The organism is Micromonospora sp. NPDC005203, assembly GCF_042872705.1.
Lineage (GTDB): Bacteria > Actinomycetota > Actinomycetes > Mycobacteriales > Micromonosporaceae > Micromonospora.
In genome coordinates, this window is record NZ_JBIAKV010000002.1 from 799,165 (window position 1) to 813,789 (window position 14,625).

General features: G+C 72.6%; 13 protein-coding genes and 2 pseudogenes. 6 read left to right on the forward strand and 9 right to left on the reverse strand.

What is annotated here, in order from left to right; all coding sequences use genetic code 11:
- Window positions 1-154: 154 nt before the first annotated feature.
- A pseudogene (glpK, locus tag ACFYPM_RS09045) lies at window positions 155-1,638 on the reverse strand (glycerol kinase GlpK).
- A gap of 99 nt (window positions 1,639-1,737) precedes the next feature.
- Between glpK and ACFYPM_RS09050 the strand changes: the two are divergent.
- A complete protein-coding gene (locus tag ACFYPM_RS09050; RefSeq protein ID WP_387192882.1) occupies window positions 1,738-2,676 on the forward strand; it encodes a ribose-phosphate diphosphokinase in 939 nt (312 codons plus the stop codon).
- A gap of 16 nt (window positions 2,677-2,692) precedes the next feature.
- Here the strand turns inward: ACFYPM_RS09050 and ACFYPM_RS09055 are convergent, their stop codons facing one another.
- Window positions 2,693-3,148 (reverse strand): ATP-binding protein, encoded by a 456-nt coding sequence (locus ACFYPM_RS09055; RefSeq protein ID WP_387192885.1) that lies wholly within the window; start codon window positions 3,146-3,148, stop codon window positions 2,693-2,695.
- A 119-nt stretch (window positions 3,149-3,267) separates the two neighbouring features.
- On the opposite strand from ACFYPM_RS09055, the gene macS reads away from it, so the two are divergent.
- Both macS and ACFYPM_RS09065 read left to right on the forward strand, forming a co-directional pair.
- The gene (gene macS / locus ACFYPM_RS09060) at window positions 3,268-4,407 is read left to right on the forward strand and encodes a MacS family sensor histidine kinase (RefSeq protein WP_387192888.1); all 1,140 of its coding nucleotides are present in this window, start codon (window positions 3,268-3,270) and stop codon (window positions 4,405-4,407) included.
- 14 nt (window positions 4,408-4,421) lie between these two features.
- Window positions 4,422-5,075 carry a response regulator gene (locus tag ACFYPM_RS09065; protein WP_387193423.1) on the forward strand — a complete coding sequence of 218 codons (654 nt, stop codon included), beginning with the start codon at window positions 4,422-4,424 and terminating at the stop codon, window positions 5,073-5,075.
- Between the two features lie 6 nt (window positions 5,076-5,081).
- Here the strand turns inward: ACFYPM_RS09065 and ACFYPM_RS09070 are convergent, their stop codons facing one another.
- From ACFYPM_RS09070 to ACFYPM_RS09080, 3 genes are all read right to left on the reverse strand, one after another.
- Complete coding sequence (locus tag ACFYPM_RS09070; RefSeq protein WP_387192891.1) at window positions 5,082-5,654, reverse strand: DUF5709 domain-containing protein; 573 nt, start codon at window positions 5,652-5,654, stop codon at window positions 5,082-5,084.
- A gap of 90 nt (window positions 5,655-5,744) precedes the next feature.
- Window positions 5,745-6,506 (reverse strand): ATP-binding protein, encoded by a 762-nt coding sequence (locus ACFYPM_RS09075; protein WP_387192894.1) that lies wholly within the window; start codon window positions 6,504-6,506, stop codon window positions 5,745-5,747.
- 59 nt (window positions 6,507-6,565) lie between these two features.
- Window positions 6,566-7,564 (reverse strand): SDR family oxidoreductase, encoded by a 999-nt coding sequence (locus ACFYPM_RS09080; protein ID WP_387192897.1) that lies wholly within the window; start codon window positions 7,562-7,564, stop codon window positions 6,566-6,568.
- A 223-nt stretch (window positions 7,565-7,787) separates the two neighbouring features.
- Here ACFYPM_RS09080 and ACFYPM_RS09085 point away from each other — a divergent pair, with 223 nt between their 5' ends.
- Entirely contained in the window at window positions 7,788-8,987 is a 1,200-nt protein-coding gene (locus ACFYPM_RS09085; protein WP_387192900.1) for a glycosyltransferase, read from the forward strand.
- Here the strand turns inward: ACFYPM_RS09085 and ACFYPM_RS09090 are convergent.
- From ACFYPM_RS09090 to aroA, 4 genes and pseudogenes are all read right to left on the reverse strand, one after another.
- Window positions 8,945-9,869, reverse strand: a pseudogene (locus ACFYPM_RS09090) (hypothetical protein). The gene ACFYPM_RS09085 and the pseudogene ACFYPM_RS09090 sit on opposite strands and share 43 nt — an antisense overlap.
- Window positions 9,870-9,928: 59 nt before the next feature.
- On the reverse strand, window positions 9,929-10,747 hold the full coding sequence (gene hisN / locus ACFYPM_RS09095; RefSeq protein WP_365062356.1) for a histidinol-phosphatase: 819 nt from the start codon (window positions 10,745-10,747) through the stop codon (window positions 9,929-9,931).
- Window positions 10,748-10,775: 28 nt separating this feature from the next.
- Window positions 10,776-11,786: a ribosome small subunit-dependent GTPase A gene (gene rsgA / locus ACFYPM_RS09100; protein WP_387192903.1), complete on the reverse strand. Its 1,011-nt coding sequence runs from the start codon at window positions 11,784-11,786 to the stop codon at window positions 10,776-10,778.
- A 121-nt stretch (window positions 11,787-11,907) separates the two neighbouring features.
- Window positions 11,908-13,209 (reverse strand): 3-phosphoshikimate 1-carboxyvinyltransferase, encoded by a 1,302-nt coding sequence (aroA, locus tag ACFYPM_RS09105; protein ID WP_357246678.1) that lies wholly within the window; start codon window positions 13,207-13,209, stop codon window positions 11,908-11,910.
- Window positions 13,210-13,311: 102 nt separating this feature from the next.
- Here aroA and ACFYPM_RS09110 point away from each other — a divergent pair, with 102 nt between their 5' ends.
- Together ACFYPM_RS09110 and ACFYPM_RS09115 are read left to right on the forward strand one after the other, a co-directional pair.
- The gene (locus ACFYPM_RS09110) at window positions 13,312-14,022 is read left to right on the forward strand and encodes an SOS response-associated peptidase (protein WP_387192907.1); all 711 of its coding nucleotides are present in this window, start codon (window positions 13,312-13,314) and stop codon (window positions 14,020-14,022) included.
- A 200-nt stretch (window positions 14,023-14,222) separates the two neighbouring features.
- A complete protein-coding gene (locus ACFYPM_RS09115) occupies window positions 14,223-14,615 on the forward strand; it encodes a WhiB family transcriptional regulator (RefSeq protein ID WP_357377506.1) in 393 nt (130 codons plus the stop codon).
- Window positions 14,616-14,625 lie beyond the last annotated feature (10 nt).

Genomic DNA, 14,625 nt, shown 5'->3' on the forward strand with positions numbered 1-14,625 from the left:
CACTGTTGGACGCCCTCTGCTCTGCTTCAACCAAGGCAACACTGACGGCATGTTTTCGGTGCGCCCGTTGAAGCAGAGCAAAGGGCGCACGCCTGGCCCGCCCCTGGCCCGGTCCTCACGACGGCCGGCGACAGTCAGGACGTCGACACGGGACCTACTCCACCCAGTCCAGGGTGCGCTGCACGGCCTTGCGCCACTGGCCCAGCTCCTGCTCGCGCAGCTCCGGGGCCATCGCCGGCTCCCACTGCGCGTCGGAGCGCCACTGCGCCCGCAGGGTGGCCAGATCCGGCCAGAAGCCGACCGCCAGACCGGCCGCGTACGCGGCGCCCAGGCAGTGGTCTCGGTGATCCGGGACCGGACCACCGGCACGTCGAGCACGTCCGCGAGGAACTGCATGAGCAGGCCGTTGGCGGTCATCCCACCGTCCACCCGGAGTCGGCGCAGCGCCACGTCGGAGTCGGCGTCCATCGCGTCGACCACCTCGCGGGTCTGCCACGCCGACGCCTCCAGCACCGCCCGCGCCAGGTGCCCCTTGGTGATGTAGCCGGTCAGGCCGGCGATGACGCCCCGCGCGTCGCTGCGCCAGTGCGGGGCGAACAGCCCGGAGAACGCCGGCACCACGTAGCAGCCACCGTTGTCGTCCACGGTACGGGCCAGGTCCTCCACCTCGGCAGCCGTGGAGATCAGCCCGAGGTTGTCCCGTAGCCACTGCACCAGCGAGCCGGTGACGGCGATCGCGCCCTCCAGGGCGTACGCCGGGGGTTGGTCCTTGATCCGGTAGGCGACGGTGGTGAGCAGGCCGTGTGTCGACGGGACCGGGGTGGCCCCGGTGTTGAGCAGCAGGAAGCTACCGGTGCCGTAGGTGCACTTCGCCTCGCCCGGCTGGAAGCAGGTCTGCCCGAACAGGGCGGCCTGCTGGTCGCCGAGCGCGCTGGCCACCGGCACCCCGGCGAGCACGCCGCGGGCGGTGCCGTACACCTCGGCGGAGCAGCGGATCTCCGGCAGCATCGCCGCCGGCACACCCATCGCGTCCAGCAGGTCCGGCGCCCAGTCCAGGGTGGTGAGATCCATCAGCATGGTCCGGCTGGCGTTTGTCACGTCGGTGACGTGCGCGCCGGTCAACTTCCAGATCAGCCAGCTGTCCATGGTGCCGAAGAGCACCTCGCCGCGCTCCGCGCGCTCGCGCAGGCCGTCGACCTCGTCGAGCAGCCAGCGCAGCTTCGGCCCGGCGAAGTAGGTGGCCAGCGGCAGGCCCGTACGAATCCGGAACCGCTCCTCGCCGTAGGTCGAAGCCAGCTCGCGCAGCAGCGGCCCGGTCCGGGTGTCCTGCCAGACGATGGCATTGGCCACCGGGCGGCCGGTGGCCCGGTCCCAGACGACAGTGGTCTCCCGCTGGTTGGTGATGCCGACGGCGGCCAGTCCGGCCGCGTCGGTGCCGGCGACCCGCAGTGCCTCTGCGACGACCTGCTGGACGTTGTCCCAGATCTCCTCGGCGTCGTGTTCCACCCAGCCGGGTCGGGGGAAGATCTGCCGGTGTTCCCGCTGGGCGACGCCGACGATGTCCCCGGCGGAGTCGAAGACGATGCACCGCGAGGAGGTGGTGCCCTGGTCGATGGCGGCGATGTACTGGGGGGTCACCGCAGCACCGTACCCAAAGCGGCGTGGTGCGGCAGGCGTCACGAGCGGTTACGGCCCACCGCCGGTCGCCGGCCGCCGCTTCGCCTACGATGTGCGAACGTGCGCGACATCGCCGTTTTCAGTGGAACCGCCCATCCCGACCTGGCCGCCGAGATCTGTGCCCACCTCGGGGTGCCGCTGCACCCGGTGCGGGTGTCCCGATTCGCGAACGACTGTCTCGAAGTGCAGTTGCAGGCCAACTGCCGGGAGCGGGACGTCTTCCTGATCCAGCCGCTGGTGCCGCCCGTGCAGGAGAACCTGGTCGAGCTGCTGTTGATGATCGACGCCGCCCGGGGCGCCTCGGCCGGCCGGATCACCGTGGTGCTGCCGCACTACGCGTACGCCCGTTCGGACAAGAAGGACGCGCCGCGCATCTCGATCGGCGCCCGGCTCGTCGCGGACCTGCTCGTGTCGGCCGGTGCGGACCGGGTGCTCGCGATGACGCTGCACTCGCCGCAGGTGCACGGCTTCTTCAGCGTTCCAGTGGATCACCTGCACGCGTTGCGGGAGCTGGCCAACCACTTCCGGCGCTACGACCTGAGCAACACCGTGGTGGTCTCACCCGACCTGGGCAACGCCAAGGAGGCGGCGGCCTTCGCCCGGCTGCTCGGCACGCCGGTCGCGGCCGGGGCGAAGCAGCGGTTCAGCGACGACCTGGTCACGATCAGCGCGGTGATCGGCGAGGTGACCGATCGGGACGTCATCGTGCTGGATGACGAGATCGCCAAGGGCAGCACGGTGATCGAGTTGATGGAGCATCTGCGCGGCCTGAGGGTCCGTTCGATCCGGCTCGCCTGCACGCACGGGCTCTTCTCCGGTGACGCGTTGCAGCGGCTCAGCGACCAGGAGGGCGTCCTGGAGATCGTCTGCACCAACACGGTGCCCATCCCGGCCGCGAAGCGGATCCCCGAGTTGCAGGTGCTGTCGGTGGCCCCGGCCCTGGCCGAAGCGATGCGCCGCATCCACAACGGGGAGTCCGTCTCCGCGCTGTTCGCCTGACCCGGCGGGGGCGGGATCAGCTCGGGGTGTGGTCGTGCTGGACGAGGCTCGTGGTGACGCGGACGGTGGTGCCGGCGGTGCTGGTGACGACCTCCATGGCGTCGGTCAGCTCGCGGGCCAGCCAGAGGCCCCAGCCGCCGGCGGTGTCCGTGGCTGGCCGGCTGCGGTCGCCCAGCCGCTGCTGGCTGATGCCGTGCCCGTGATCGGAGACCTCGCAGACCAGCAGCTCCGATTCGTGCCAGAGTCGGAGCCAGCCGCGTCCGCCGCCGTGCCGCACCGCGTTGGTGATCAACTCGTTGATCGCGAGCACGAAGTCGTCGAGCCGTTGGCCGGTGAGCCCGGAGGCGTGCGCGCAGGAGGTGGCCGAGTGTCGAATCTCGGTCACCTGGGCCTGGTCGAAGGCGTCGGCGATCAGGAGGGCAGGTTCGATGGGCACAACCGTACGGGGTGCGTGCGGATCTGCGTTCGTCATGGGCCCGTCCCGGCGGCGCATCTCGGAGTATTTCGCGGCTTTTCCACCGTACGTCAGGGTTTCCCGAACCGCACTCGCTGCTCGCCGTGCTACCTGTCGGATGTGGCATCGTGACGGCCATGCCGTCGCCGCCAGGTGGATTCGAGGTGCCGCTGTGGCGTGCGCTCGCGGTGTTCAGGCTGGCGTCCCTGGCGTACGTCTGCGCGCTCGCGGTACGCGACGCCGACCGCTACGCCCAGCCGTACGCCGTCGGTGCCCTGGTCCTCGTGATGATGACCTGGACCGGGGCGACCGCGCTCGCGTACGCCCGACCGGCCTGGCGGCGCTGGCCGCTGCTGCTGGCCGATCTCGGCGTGGTGCTGGCCGTCGTGCTGGCCACCCCGTGGGTGGTCGGGCGAACGGCGCTCACCCACGGCGTACCCACCATGGGGGTCGCCTGGATGGCCGGCCCGGTGCTGGCCTGGGCCGTCTCCGGCGGCCGACGGCGGGGCACGATCGCGGCACTGCTGGTTGCCGGCGCGGATTTGGCCACCCGGGAGCGGATCGGCCAATCCTCGTTCACCGGGGTGATCCTCATGCTGCTCGCCGGGGTGGTGGTCGGGCACGTGGCCCGTCTCGCGGCAGGCGCCGAGCAACGACTGCAACGGGCGGTGGAACTGGAGGCCGCCACCCGGGAGCGGGAACGACTGGCCCGGGGGATCCACGACTCGGTGCTCCAGGTGCTGGCGCTGGTCCAGCGCAGGGGCGCTGACCTGCCCGGCGAGGCCGGCGAGCTGGCCCGGCTGGCCGGCGAGCAGGAGGCCGCGTTGCGGGCGCTGATCGCCGGCGCCGGTCCGACCCCCGGGGTGGCCCTGGACGGACCCGACGCCGCCGCAGTGGACCTGCGGACCCTGCTCGGCCGGTACGCCTCGTCGGCGGTGGCGCTCTCCGCCCCGGCCACCCCGGTGCCGCTGCCACGCCGGGTGGCCGGAGAGTTGGCCGCCGCGACCGGCGCGGCGCTGGACAACGTGGGGCGGCACGCCGGCGGACGGGCCTGGGTGCTGATCGAGGACGAGGGGGAGACGGTGACGGTGTCGATCCGCGACGAAGGGCCGGGCATCCCGGACGGCCGACTGGCCGAGGCCGCCGCTCAGGGCCGGCTCGGCGTGACCCAGTCGATCCGGGGTCGGGTAATCGAGTTGGGCGGGACCGTGCGAATCGCATCCGGCCCCGAGGCGGGCACCGAGATCGAGCTGACCGTGCCGAGGGCGCAGCGGTGAACGCGACCCGGGTGATGGTGGTCGACGACCATCCGATGTGGCGGGAGGGTGTGGCCCGCGACCTGACCGAGGCCGGATTCCTGGTGGTGGCGACGAGCGGCGAGGGGCGACAGGCCATCCGGGTGGCCGCCGCCGCCCGGCCCGACGTCGTCGTCCTCGACCTGCAACTGCCGGACATCTCCGGCGTCGAGGTGATCCTGGGGCTGCGTGCGGCACTGCCCGACGTGCGGGTGCTGATGCTCAGCGCCAGTGGCGAACAGCAGAGCGTGCTGGACGCGGTCAAGGCGGGGGCCACCGGCTACCTGGTGAAGTCGACAGCCCCCGCGGAGTTCCTCGACGCGGTTCGCCGGACCGCGGCCGGCAACGCGGTCTTCACCCCCGGCCTCGCCGGGCTCGTCCTCGGCGAGTACCGCCGGCTGGCCGCCGGGCCGGGGCAGGGCACCGACGCGGCCGGCGGCGCGGAACCGGCAACGCCTCGGCTCACCGACCGGGAGACCGAGGTGCTGCGGCTGGTGGCGAAGGGGATGTCGTACAAGCAGATCGCGCAGCGACTCGGACTGTCGCACCGCACGGTGCAGAACCACGTGCAGAACACCCTGGGCAAGCTGCAACTGCACAACCGGGTCGAGCTGACCCGGTACGCCATCGAACGGGGCCTGGACGACTGACCACGATCAGACCGAGCGCGGCGGCTCCGTCTCGTGGATGGCCAACTCCTCGGCGGTCGCCCCGCCGCCGGCGGAACCGGCGTCGTACGCCACCGAGTCGGTCTCCTGGTCGGTGTGCGACCCCTCGTCCGGCTCGACCAGCCGACCCACCGTGGCGTCGGCCACCGTGCCGAGCTGACCGTGGTCGTAGAGAGAGACCGGCGAGTTCGGATCCGAGGTGGGTCCCGGGTTTATCACGTCGGCGTCCAACTGTGCCTCCGCGGCGGCTTCCAGGTTGTCCGCCTCGAAGGCGATCTTCGGGTCGATCGTTCCGGCCAGCGGGTCGTCCGCCGGGCGCTCGTAGACCTCGCGGTCGAGCTTGTAGTCCAACGACTCGCCGTCGAGCTGCTCCTCGGCGGTCGTCCCGAACCGGTCCACCGCCACCGGCGTCCGGTCGCCGGGGAGTTGGGCCGGGTCCGGGCCGTCCGCCTCGCGGCCGGTGAGGACGTCGTCGTTGGCGGTCGAGTCGTCATCGGCGGTGTCGGGCAGACCTTGCGCCTCGGTGTCGGACACGGGGGTCGGGTACTCGTTGTCGCGCATGTCTGATCACTACCCGCTGCCCTCCCGCCGTAACCGGAGCACCCGAGGCTGTGCCGTGGTCGAAAGCGGCACCGGAGGCGATAGGCCGCATCAGCTGAGGTGTGCGACCTCGTCCTCCGGGTGCAGCACGCACCACACGACCTTGCCATCCGGTAGGGCGCTGCTGCCCCAGCGTCGCGCCACCGTGTCGATCAGCAGCAGCCCCCGGCCGCCGACCCGGTTCGGCGGGGACAACCCGGCGAACATCGGCCGACGCGCCGAGTAGTCGCGCACCGCCAGGTGCAGGGTGTCGTCCTGGGGGGCCAGCCGGACCGTCATCGGGGTCCGTGCGTGCGCCACCACGTTGTTCACCATTTCGGTGATCGCGATGCTGGCCGGGTCGATCAGCATCTCCATGCCCCAGCGTCGGCAGCCGGTGGTGACCACTTCGCGGGCCTCCCGGGCGGCTCCCACCGCCGGGGCCAGTTCGGCGGTGAGCACCGCCGCCATCGGCGCCACCGCGACCGAGGCCAACGCCCCGTCCACCGTCGGCCAGGCCGGCACGCCGGCCACCATCGTCGGCCGGGTCGGTGCCCCGGCCTCCACCTGCTCGGGACGGTCGACCGCCGGGTCGCACAGCAGGAGATCCACGGCGGGCCAGTCGGCGACCTCGCGGCGAACCTCGGCGAAGACGGCCCGCCCGACCGGGTCCGCGACCCGTAGCCCGGTCACGTCCGCCACCACCGGGCCCGGTCGGTCCCAGAGACAGGCGAGCAGCGCGCCGCGTACCGCCTCGGCTCCGGCGGCGTCAAGCGTCCCGCTCAGCCGGACCACCGGTGACGAATCGTCGATCTCCACCAGACAGCTGGACATGATCGCCCCATTGTGCGCGTCGTTGACCGTTCGCGCATTCGGGCGCTCGATGCCGGTCATCAGGGCGCCAACCGGGATCGACGATTGATCGCCGCCATCGTGCCGACGGCGGTGCCAGCGGCGGCGAGACCGAACGCGGCGGTCATCCGCACCAACTGACGTCGGCGACCGTGCCAGCCGCCGTCGGCGTGGGCCTGCCCGTCGGTGTCGAAGACGTTGCCGCTGCTGTCCACCCGCGCGCCCGGGCCGAACTGCGCGCGGTGGGCGTACCAGCCGAGGGCGCGCTCCACGAGCGCGGGCGCCAGCCGCCACTGCAGGCCGAGCAGGCGGCCCGCGCCGCCGGCGTACGCCTCGCGCCGGGGCCGACGCAGCACCCGGACGATGGTCTCCGCGACCACCTCCGGTGGGTAGATCGGGGGCGGCGGCATCAGTTCCCGACCGCTGTGGTTGGCCGCGTGCCGGAAGAACGGGGTGTCGATGGTGGCCGGTAGCACCGTGCAGACGGAGATCTGACCGCGACCGGTGACCCGCAACTCCTGTCGGACCGTGTCGGCCAGCCCGCGGATGCCGTGCTTGGTGGCGTTGTACGCCGACTGGTACGGCATGGCCACCTCGGCCAGCACCGAGGCGTTGTTGACCAGGACGCCGCCGCCGGCCGCGCCGAGGTACGGAAGGGCGGCCTTGATGCCGTGCACGGCGCCGAGCAGGTTGACCTCCACCACCCGACGGAACTCGGCGATCGGAATCTCGTCGAACAGGCCCACCACGCCCACTCCGGCGTTGTTGACCCAGGCGTCGATGCGACCGAACTCGGCCGCCGCCCGATCGGCCAGCCGCTGCACCGAATCCAGATCGGTCACGTCGGTCGGCACGACAAGCGCCCGGCCGCCCAACTCCTGGCAGCGCCGCGCGACCTGGCGGAGAGCCGCCTCGCTGCGGGCGGCCAGCACGACTGCCGCACCCCGGCGGGCCAACGCGTACGCGGTCGCCGTGCCGATCCCGCTGGACGCGCCAGTGATCACCACGGTCGAATCGTCGAGGCTGCGGGTCAGCGGCATTCCTGGGCGGTACCCCCGCCCGGGTCTGGTCATGCCAGGCATCGATTGTCGATCTTCGGGGGGCGGCGTGCGGCGTGGTCAATGTGATTGTCGTGGCGCAAGTGTCGGTGGCACTCGCGGGCACTCTTCCCGATCTGCCAGGTTTCGACTCCCGCTCCTGAGGTTAATGGGACGCTCTGAACGGGAGGACCACTGCCGAGGAAAGATCGCAGGGAGGTGACCCATGCGCGTCGGCCTCGTCTGCGCGCACGCCAGCTCATACCGCCACGCCGACGGCCCACCGGTCGGCACCCGGCAACACATCGCACGGGTCGCCGCCGAGTTGGCGGAGCGGGGCCACGACGTACGACTGTACGAGCGCCGGGACGACCCCGGCCTCCCGGCGACCGTCGGTGTCGACGGCTACCAGGTGCTCCAGGTGCCGGCCGGCCCGCCCACCCCGCTACCCACCGCGAAACTCATCCCGCACGTGACGGAGTTCGGCCGCTGGTTGGCCGACTCGTGGTCCGGCGCCTGGCGGCCCGAGGTGGTGCACGGGCACTACTGGGTCGGTGGCCTGGCCGCCGCACACGCCGTTCGGGAGACCGACATCCCGGTGGTGCAGACGTTCCACTCGCTCGGCGTCGAGCAGGCACGCCACCTGGGCGGCCACTACGGCGGGCCGGGAGAGCGGATCACGCTGGAACGCGCCCTGACCCGGGCCGTCGACATCGCCGTCGCCCAGTCGAACGACGAGGTCGACGAGCTGACCCGGATGGGTCTGCAACGCAGCTCGGTCGCGTTGGTGCCGGCCGGGGTGGACATCGAGCAGTTCCAGCCCGACGGCGAGGCGGCGCCGCGCGAACAGCGGGCCCGCATCCTCTCGGTCGGCTCGCTGTCCCCCGGACACGGCCAGGAGGACCTGATCCGGGCGATGCGACTGGTCGGTGACGCCGAGCTGGTGATCGCCGGTGGGCCGCCGGCCGACCAACTGGCCAACCATGCCGAGGCGCGGCGACTGCGTGAGCTTGCCGAACAGATCGGGGTCGTCGACCAGGTACGGCTCGTCGGCGCGGTTCCGCACGACCAGATGGCCACCTGGTACCGCTCGGCGGACGTGGTCGCCTGCACGCCGCACTACTCCTCCGCCGGGCGGGTCTCGCTGGAGGCGATGGCCTGCGGGGTGCCGGTGATCGGCTACGCGATGGGCGGCCTGGCGGACGCCGTCGTCGACGAGGTCACCGGCCGCCTGGTGCCCCCCGGCGACGTGCGGGCGCTCGGCGTCTCGATGCGCCGGCTGCTCGCCGACAACGCCGGCCGATTCGCCTACGGGCACGCCGCGGTGGACCGGGTGCGCAGCAGCTACACCTGGGAGCGCACCGCGGGCGCGTTGGAGCGCCTCTACGAACGGGTGGTTAGTCGCCGCAAGCCGGTCGAGGCCTGAAGAGGGCAGGTCGGGCGGCCCGCTGAATCAGCCGGACCGCCCGACGACGACCATGGCCTGGTCGCGACGCCGTGCCACCGCGCGTTGCTGCTGCGGCTCGGCGTACCGGGTCAGCCCGATCACCGCGGCCAGGGTGACCAGGAAACCGGCCGCGGCCAGCCACTCCCGGCCCGGCCAGATCTTGTCGTTGAGCAGCAGCAGGCCGACGATCGCGGCCGGCACCGCACCGGCGGCATCCATCGCGGCGACCGCGGCGGTCGTCGAACCGCGCTGCATGGCCAACCCCAGCAGCAACTGGCCGACGATCGAGTGGGCGATCAGCAGATAGAACAGCGGGTGGGAGAGGAACGCCTCGGCGGACGACGCGGACGCCAGGGGCCGGGCGGCGACCGCCGCCGAGCTGAACGCCAACCCGGCCAGCGAGCCGAGGGCCACCGAGCCGGGTGCGCCGCGCAGCCGGACCGCGAAGACGCCGAGTACCGCGATGACGCCGAGCGCCACCAGCAGGGCAATCGAGCCGGCGGTGCCGAGCTGCTTCGACGGGGCCGGCCGGGCGGACAGCACCAGCGCGGTGATCCCGGCGAAGAGCAGGACCAGCAGCACCACCTCCGCCACCGGCAGCCGCCACTTCAACACCAGCACGCCGAGGATGGCGGTCACCCCGAGCCCGGCCGCGACGCTCGCCTGCACCAGGAACAGCGGCAGGTCCCGGCGGGCCAGGAAGGCGAGCACGAACCCGCCGATCTGACAGCCCAGGCCGATCAGGTACGTCCGGTGCCCGGCGAGACGCAGCAGCAGGCCCGGATCGAAGGTGTGGTGGACCGTGGTGCGGGCCGCGGCCACCGACTGGAGGAGGTTGGCGAAGCCGTACGCGACGATCATCGCCGCGAGAAAACACCAACCGGAGGAGACCACCTGGCGAGGATAGAGGTTGGCGGGGGTCAGCGCTCGGCTGGCCGATCGAGCCGGCTGAGGATGTCGGCGTGCAGCACCCCGTTGGTGGCCACCACGCTGCTGTCGGTGCCCGGCGCGCCGGCCGGAGCCGGTCGACCGAACAGATCCGTGACCGTGCCACCCGCCTCGGTGATGATCGGCACCAGCGCCGCCACGTCCCACAGCGACAGCTCCGGTTCGACCATCACGTCCAAAGCGCCCTCGGCCAGCAGCATGTAGCCGTAGAAGTCGCCGTACGCCCGACTGCGCCACGTCGCCCGCATCAGGTCCAACATCGCGTCGAGCCGCCCGGCGCGCTCCCACCCGTCGAGCGACGAGTAGCAGAAGCTGGCGTCCGCGATCCCGTGCACCGCGGACACCCCGATCCGCTCGCCGGCGGCGGCACCGGGACCGGCGTACGCGCCCGCGCCCGCGCTCGCCCACCAGCGCCGGCCCAGCGCCGGTGCGGACACCACGCCGACCGCCGGCCGGTCACCGTCATAGAGCGCGATCAGGGAGGCCCAGACCGGCACCCCCCGGACGAAGTTCTTGGTGCCGTCGATCGGGTCGATGATCCACCGGCGGCCGTTCGGGTCGGCGGACGGCTGCGCGCCGTACTCCTCGCCGAGCAGCCCGTCGGTCGGCCGGTGCTCGGCCAGCAGGGCGCGGATCTCCCGCTCCACGGCGGTGTCCGCGTCTGAGACCGGCGTCAGGTCGGGCTTCGCCTCCACCCGCAGGTCGAGCGCGCGGAACCGGGCCATGGCGATGGCGTCGGCCCGGTCGGCGAGCAGGTGGGCAAGGGCGAGGTCGTCGGCGTACCCGGTCATGCCGGCAACCTAGCCGACGCCCCCCGGCTCACTCGTCGGGCCCGCGCCGGTCACCCTCGCCGGGCCCGCGCTGGTCGCTCTCGCCGCGCGAGTCACCCTCGCCGGCCCGGGAGGCGAGCAACCGGCGGTACGAGGCCAACCGGCGCGGGTCGGCCTTGCCGGCGGTCACCCAGGCGTCCAGCCCGCAGGCGGCCTCGTCAGCCGTGTGCTGGCAGTTGGGCGGACAGTCGACGGTGCCCTCGACCAGGTCCGGGAAGCCGTGCAGCAGGCTGTCGGCCGAGACGTGCGCCAGCCCGAAACTGCGGATCCCGGGGGTGTCGATGATCCAGCCGGGGTCGGTGTCGACGCCGGGCACCGGTGGCAACCGCAGCGCCACCGCGCTGGTGGAGGTATGCCGGCCCCGGCCGATCGCGCTGACCACGCCGACCGCGCGCAGCGCGTCCGGGACGAGGCGGTTGACGAGTGTCGACTTACCCACCCCGGAGTGCCCGACCAGCACCGACACCTTGCCGCTGAGTAGCGCGCGGAGCGCGCCCAGGTCGGAGTCGGGACGGTTGAGCACGTACGGCAGCTCCAACTCGGTGTAGTAGCCGAGCACCTCCTCCGGCCCGGCCAGGTCGGCCTTGGTGAGGCAGAGCAGCGGCTCGACGTCCGCGTCGTACGCGGCCACCAGGCAGCGGTCGATGAACCCGGTGCGCGGCGGCGGGTCGGCAAGCGCGCTGACGATCACGAGCTGGTCGGCGTTGGCCACCACCACCCGTTCCAGCCGGCCCTCGGCGGTGGTCTCGTCGTCGTCGGCGGTGCGGCGCAGCACCGAGCGGCGCACGGCGATCCGGACGATCCGGGCGAGAGCGCCCTCCGCGCCGGAGGTGTCCCCGACCAGGCTGACCCGGTCGCCCACCACCACCGACTTGCGGCCCAGCTCACGGGCGCGCATCGCGGTCACCGTGGGCAGCTCGGCCCCCACCACGCCGCGCTCGGCCCCGGCCAGCACGCACTGGTAGCGCCCTCGGTCGACGGCGATGACGAAGCCGTCCACCGCATCGTTGTGCTGGGGGCGGGTGCGCGTACGCGGGCGCGACGACTTTCCGGGCCGGACCCGTACGTCGTCCTCGTCGTACTCCCGCCGTTTGGTCGCCAGGACCTGTCCTCTTCTCGCGTCAGCTCTTGCCGGTCACCATCGCTGACCATAGTGCCGGGAACTCGGGCATGGTCTTGGAGGTACACCCCACGTCGTCCACCTCGATGCCGGGAACGGCCAGCCCGGCCACCGCGGCGGCGTGCGCCATGCGGTGGTCGTGGTAGGTGCGGAAGGTCCCCCCGCGCAGTGGACGGGGTCGGATCTCCAGCCCGTCCGGCGCTTCGGTGATGTCCGCCCCGAGGGCGGTGAACTCGGCCGCGAGCGCGCTCAGGCGGTCGGTCTCGTGGCCCCGGATGTGCCCGACGCCGGTGAGTACCGACGGCGAGTCGGCGAGCATGGCCAGCGCGGTCAGCACCGGGGTCAGCTCGCTGACGTCGGAGAGGTCGGCGGTCAGCCCGTGCACCACGCCGGTGCCCCGCACGGTCAGCCCGGCGGTGGAGAGGGTGACCTCGGCGCCCATCCGGTGCAACAACGAGCGGAGTTGCTCGACCGGTTGGGCGCTGCTGTGCGGCCAGCCCTGCAGGGTCACCTCGCCGCCGGTGACCAGGGCGGCGGCGAAGAACGGCACCGCGCCGGAGAGGTCCGGTTCGATCTCCCAACCGCGCCCGGTGAGCGGGCCGGGCTCGACGGTCCACACGTCGGGGGTGCTGTCGTCGACGGCCGCGCCGGCGGCCCGCAGCATCCGCACCGTCATCCGCAGGTGTGGCGCGGAGGGCACCGGCGGGCCGACGTGGCGCACCACCACACCCCGGTCGAAGCGAGGGGCGGCCAGCAACAGTGCGGAGACGAACTGGCTGGAGACGGACGCGTCGATCACCACCTCGCCGCCGGTGACCCCACCGGTGCCGAAGACGGTCAGCGGCAGGCTGCCCGTGCCGGTGACGTCGATCCGGACACCCAGCGAGCGCAGTGCGCCGACCAGCGGGCCGAGCGGCCGGGTGCGAACGTAGGGGTCGCCGTCGAAGGTGACCGGCCCGTCGGCCAGCCCGGCCACCGGCGGCACGAACCGCATCACGGTGCCGGCCAGGCCCACGTCGACGTGGGCGGGGCCGCTCAGCGGGTGCGGCCGGACCAGCCAGCGCTCGTCGTCGCTGATCGACACGTGCGCGCCCATCGCGCGCAGGCCGGCGGCCATCAACTCGGTGTCGCGGGCTCGCAGCGGCTCGGCAAGCGTCGACGGTCCGGCGGCCAACGTGCTGAGCACCAGGGCGCGCGCGGTCATCGATTTGGACCCGGGCAGGCGCAGCGTCGCCGCCACCGGGTTGGACGCGGTCGGTGCGCTCCACGGCTGTGGCGGCCGGGTCGCGGTCAGATTCCCCACGGTGACATTCTGCCGCGTCGACCGCCCGGTGGCGGGAGGCGGTGGTCGCACTCCCGGTTGGCGGGACAGCCGTCGGGGCGCCGACGCGTTAGCGTGTGGTCCATGTGCGGCAGGTACGCGACGACCAGGAGTTCCGGGGAGCTGAGCGCGCTGTTCGAGTCGTCCGACGACACCGACGGCCTGCTCCGACCGGATCACAACGTCGCGCCGACCGACCCGGTGCCGCTGGTCCGGGTCAGCCCCGAGGGGCACCGCAGCCTCTGCGTCGGTCGCTGGGGTCTGCTGCCGCACTGGTCCCGCTCTCCCGCCGGGGCGGCCCGCATGATCAACGCGCGGGCCGAGACGGTGGCCACCAGTCGGGCGTACGCCGGGTCGTTCGCCCGTCGCCGCTGCCTGATCCCGGCGGACGGCTGGTACGAGTGGGTCCGTCGGCCCGACGGTGGGCGACAGGCCTACTACCTGACGCCCGCCGACGGCTCCGTGCTCGCCCTGGCCGGCATCTGGTCGGTCTGGCAGTCCGAGGCCGAGACCCGGCTCACCTTCAGCGTGCTGACCACCGCGGCGCTTGGCGAGCTGACCGAGGTGCACGACCGGATGCCGGTGCTGCTGTCGTCCGAGCACTGGTCGTCGTGGTTGGCGCCGACCGACGAGCCGGAGCGGTTGCTGACCCCGGCGTCGGCGGAGTGGCTCGCCGGGTTGGAAATCCGGCCGGTCGGGGCGGCGGTGGGCGACGTCCGCAACGACGGGCCGCAACTGACCGCCCGGGTGCCGGTGGAGCCATCGGTGCGACCGCAGGAGCTGACCCTGTTCTGAGACCGACCGCCGCACATCGTCGAGCGCCGATTTGCCAGGGTTGCGCGCGATTCGTCTCCCGGCCGTTCAGTCATGTTCCCGGCAGGCCCTTGTCTCGGTGTCGTCAAGTGCGATAGAACACAGCGCCGGTAGTGGCTGTCGATTCGCACGGGGCGGACGACGTCCACCGATCTTGCCGGTCCCACGGGGGAGGTGGGTGGATGACACGGGCGCGTATGCCTCGCCCGCACGAGGTGGCTGCGGCGCGGCGAGATCCGCGACTGCTGAAGGCCGTGCGGGAACGGCGACAGGACGACGCGTGGCGCACCAGAGGCACATGCCAGAGCGTCGATCCGGAGACATTCTTTCCGGCACCGAACGAACCGGCGGACGCCGCCGTCGCACTGTGCCGCAGTTGCGACGTGCAGGGGTCCTGCCTGGCCTGGGCTCTGGACGTCGGTGACTGCCACGGCGTGTGGGGTGCCACGACACCTCGCGAGCGGCGGGCGATGCTTGTCGCCTGGCGTGGCGAGGTCGAGCCGGACCCGGACGCCGTCGATGACGCCGGCCCGCCGGTACGGGATCGGCTACTCACTCTGGTCCCGTTGAGCTGATCGGCTCACC

Excerpts from the sequence above, each read along its gene's own strand:
- macS (WP_387192888.1), top strand. The coding sequence starts at position 3,268 with ATGCCGTCGCCGCCAGGTGGATTCGAGGTGCCGCTGTGGCGTGCGCTC.
- ACFYPM_RS09115 (WP_357377506.1), top strand. The coding sequence starts at position 14,223 with ATGACACGGGCGCGTATGCCTCGCCCGCACGAGGTGGCTGCGGCGCGG.
- hisN (WP_365062356.1), bottom strand. The coding sequence starts at position 10,747 with ATGACCGGGTACGCCGACGACCTCGCCCTTGCCCACCTGCTCGCCGAC.
- ACFYPM_RS09065 (WP_387193423.1), top strand. The coding sequence starts at position 4,422 with ATGGTGGTCGACGACCATCCGATGTGGCGGGAGGGTGTGGCCCGCGAC.
- ACFYPM_RS09080 (WP_387192897.1), bottom strand. The coding sequence starts at position 7,564 with ATGCCGCTGACCCGCAGCCTCGACGATTCGACCGTGGTGATCACTGGC.
- ACFYPM_RS09075 (WP_387192894.1), bottom strand. The coding sequence starts at position 6,506 with ATGTCCAGCTGTCTGGTGGAGATCGACGATTCGTCACCGGTGGTCCGG.
- ACFYPM_RS09110 (WP_387192907.1), top strand. The coding sequence starts at position 13,312 with ATGTGCGGCAGGTACGCGACGACCAGGAGTTCCGGGGAGCTGAGCGCG.
- ACFYPM_RS09070 (WP_387192891.1), bottom strand. The coding sequence starts at position 5,654 with ATGCGCGACAACGAGTACCCGACCCCCGTGTCCGACACCGAGGCGCAA.
- ACFYPM_RS09055 (WP_387192885.1), bottom strand. The coding sequence starts at position 3,148 with ATGACGAACGCAGATCCGCACGCACCCCGTACGGTTGTGCCCATCGAA.
- ACFYPM_RS09085 (WP_387192900.1), top strand. The coding sequence starts at position 7,788 with ATGCGCGTCGGCCTCGTCTGCGCGCACGCCAGCTCATACCGCCACGCC.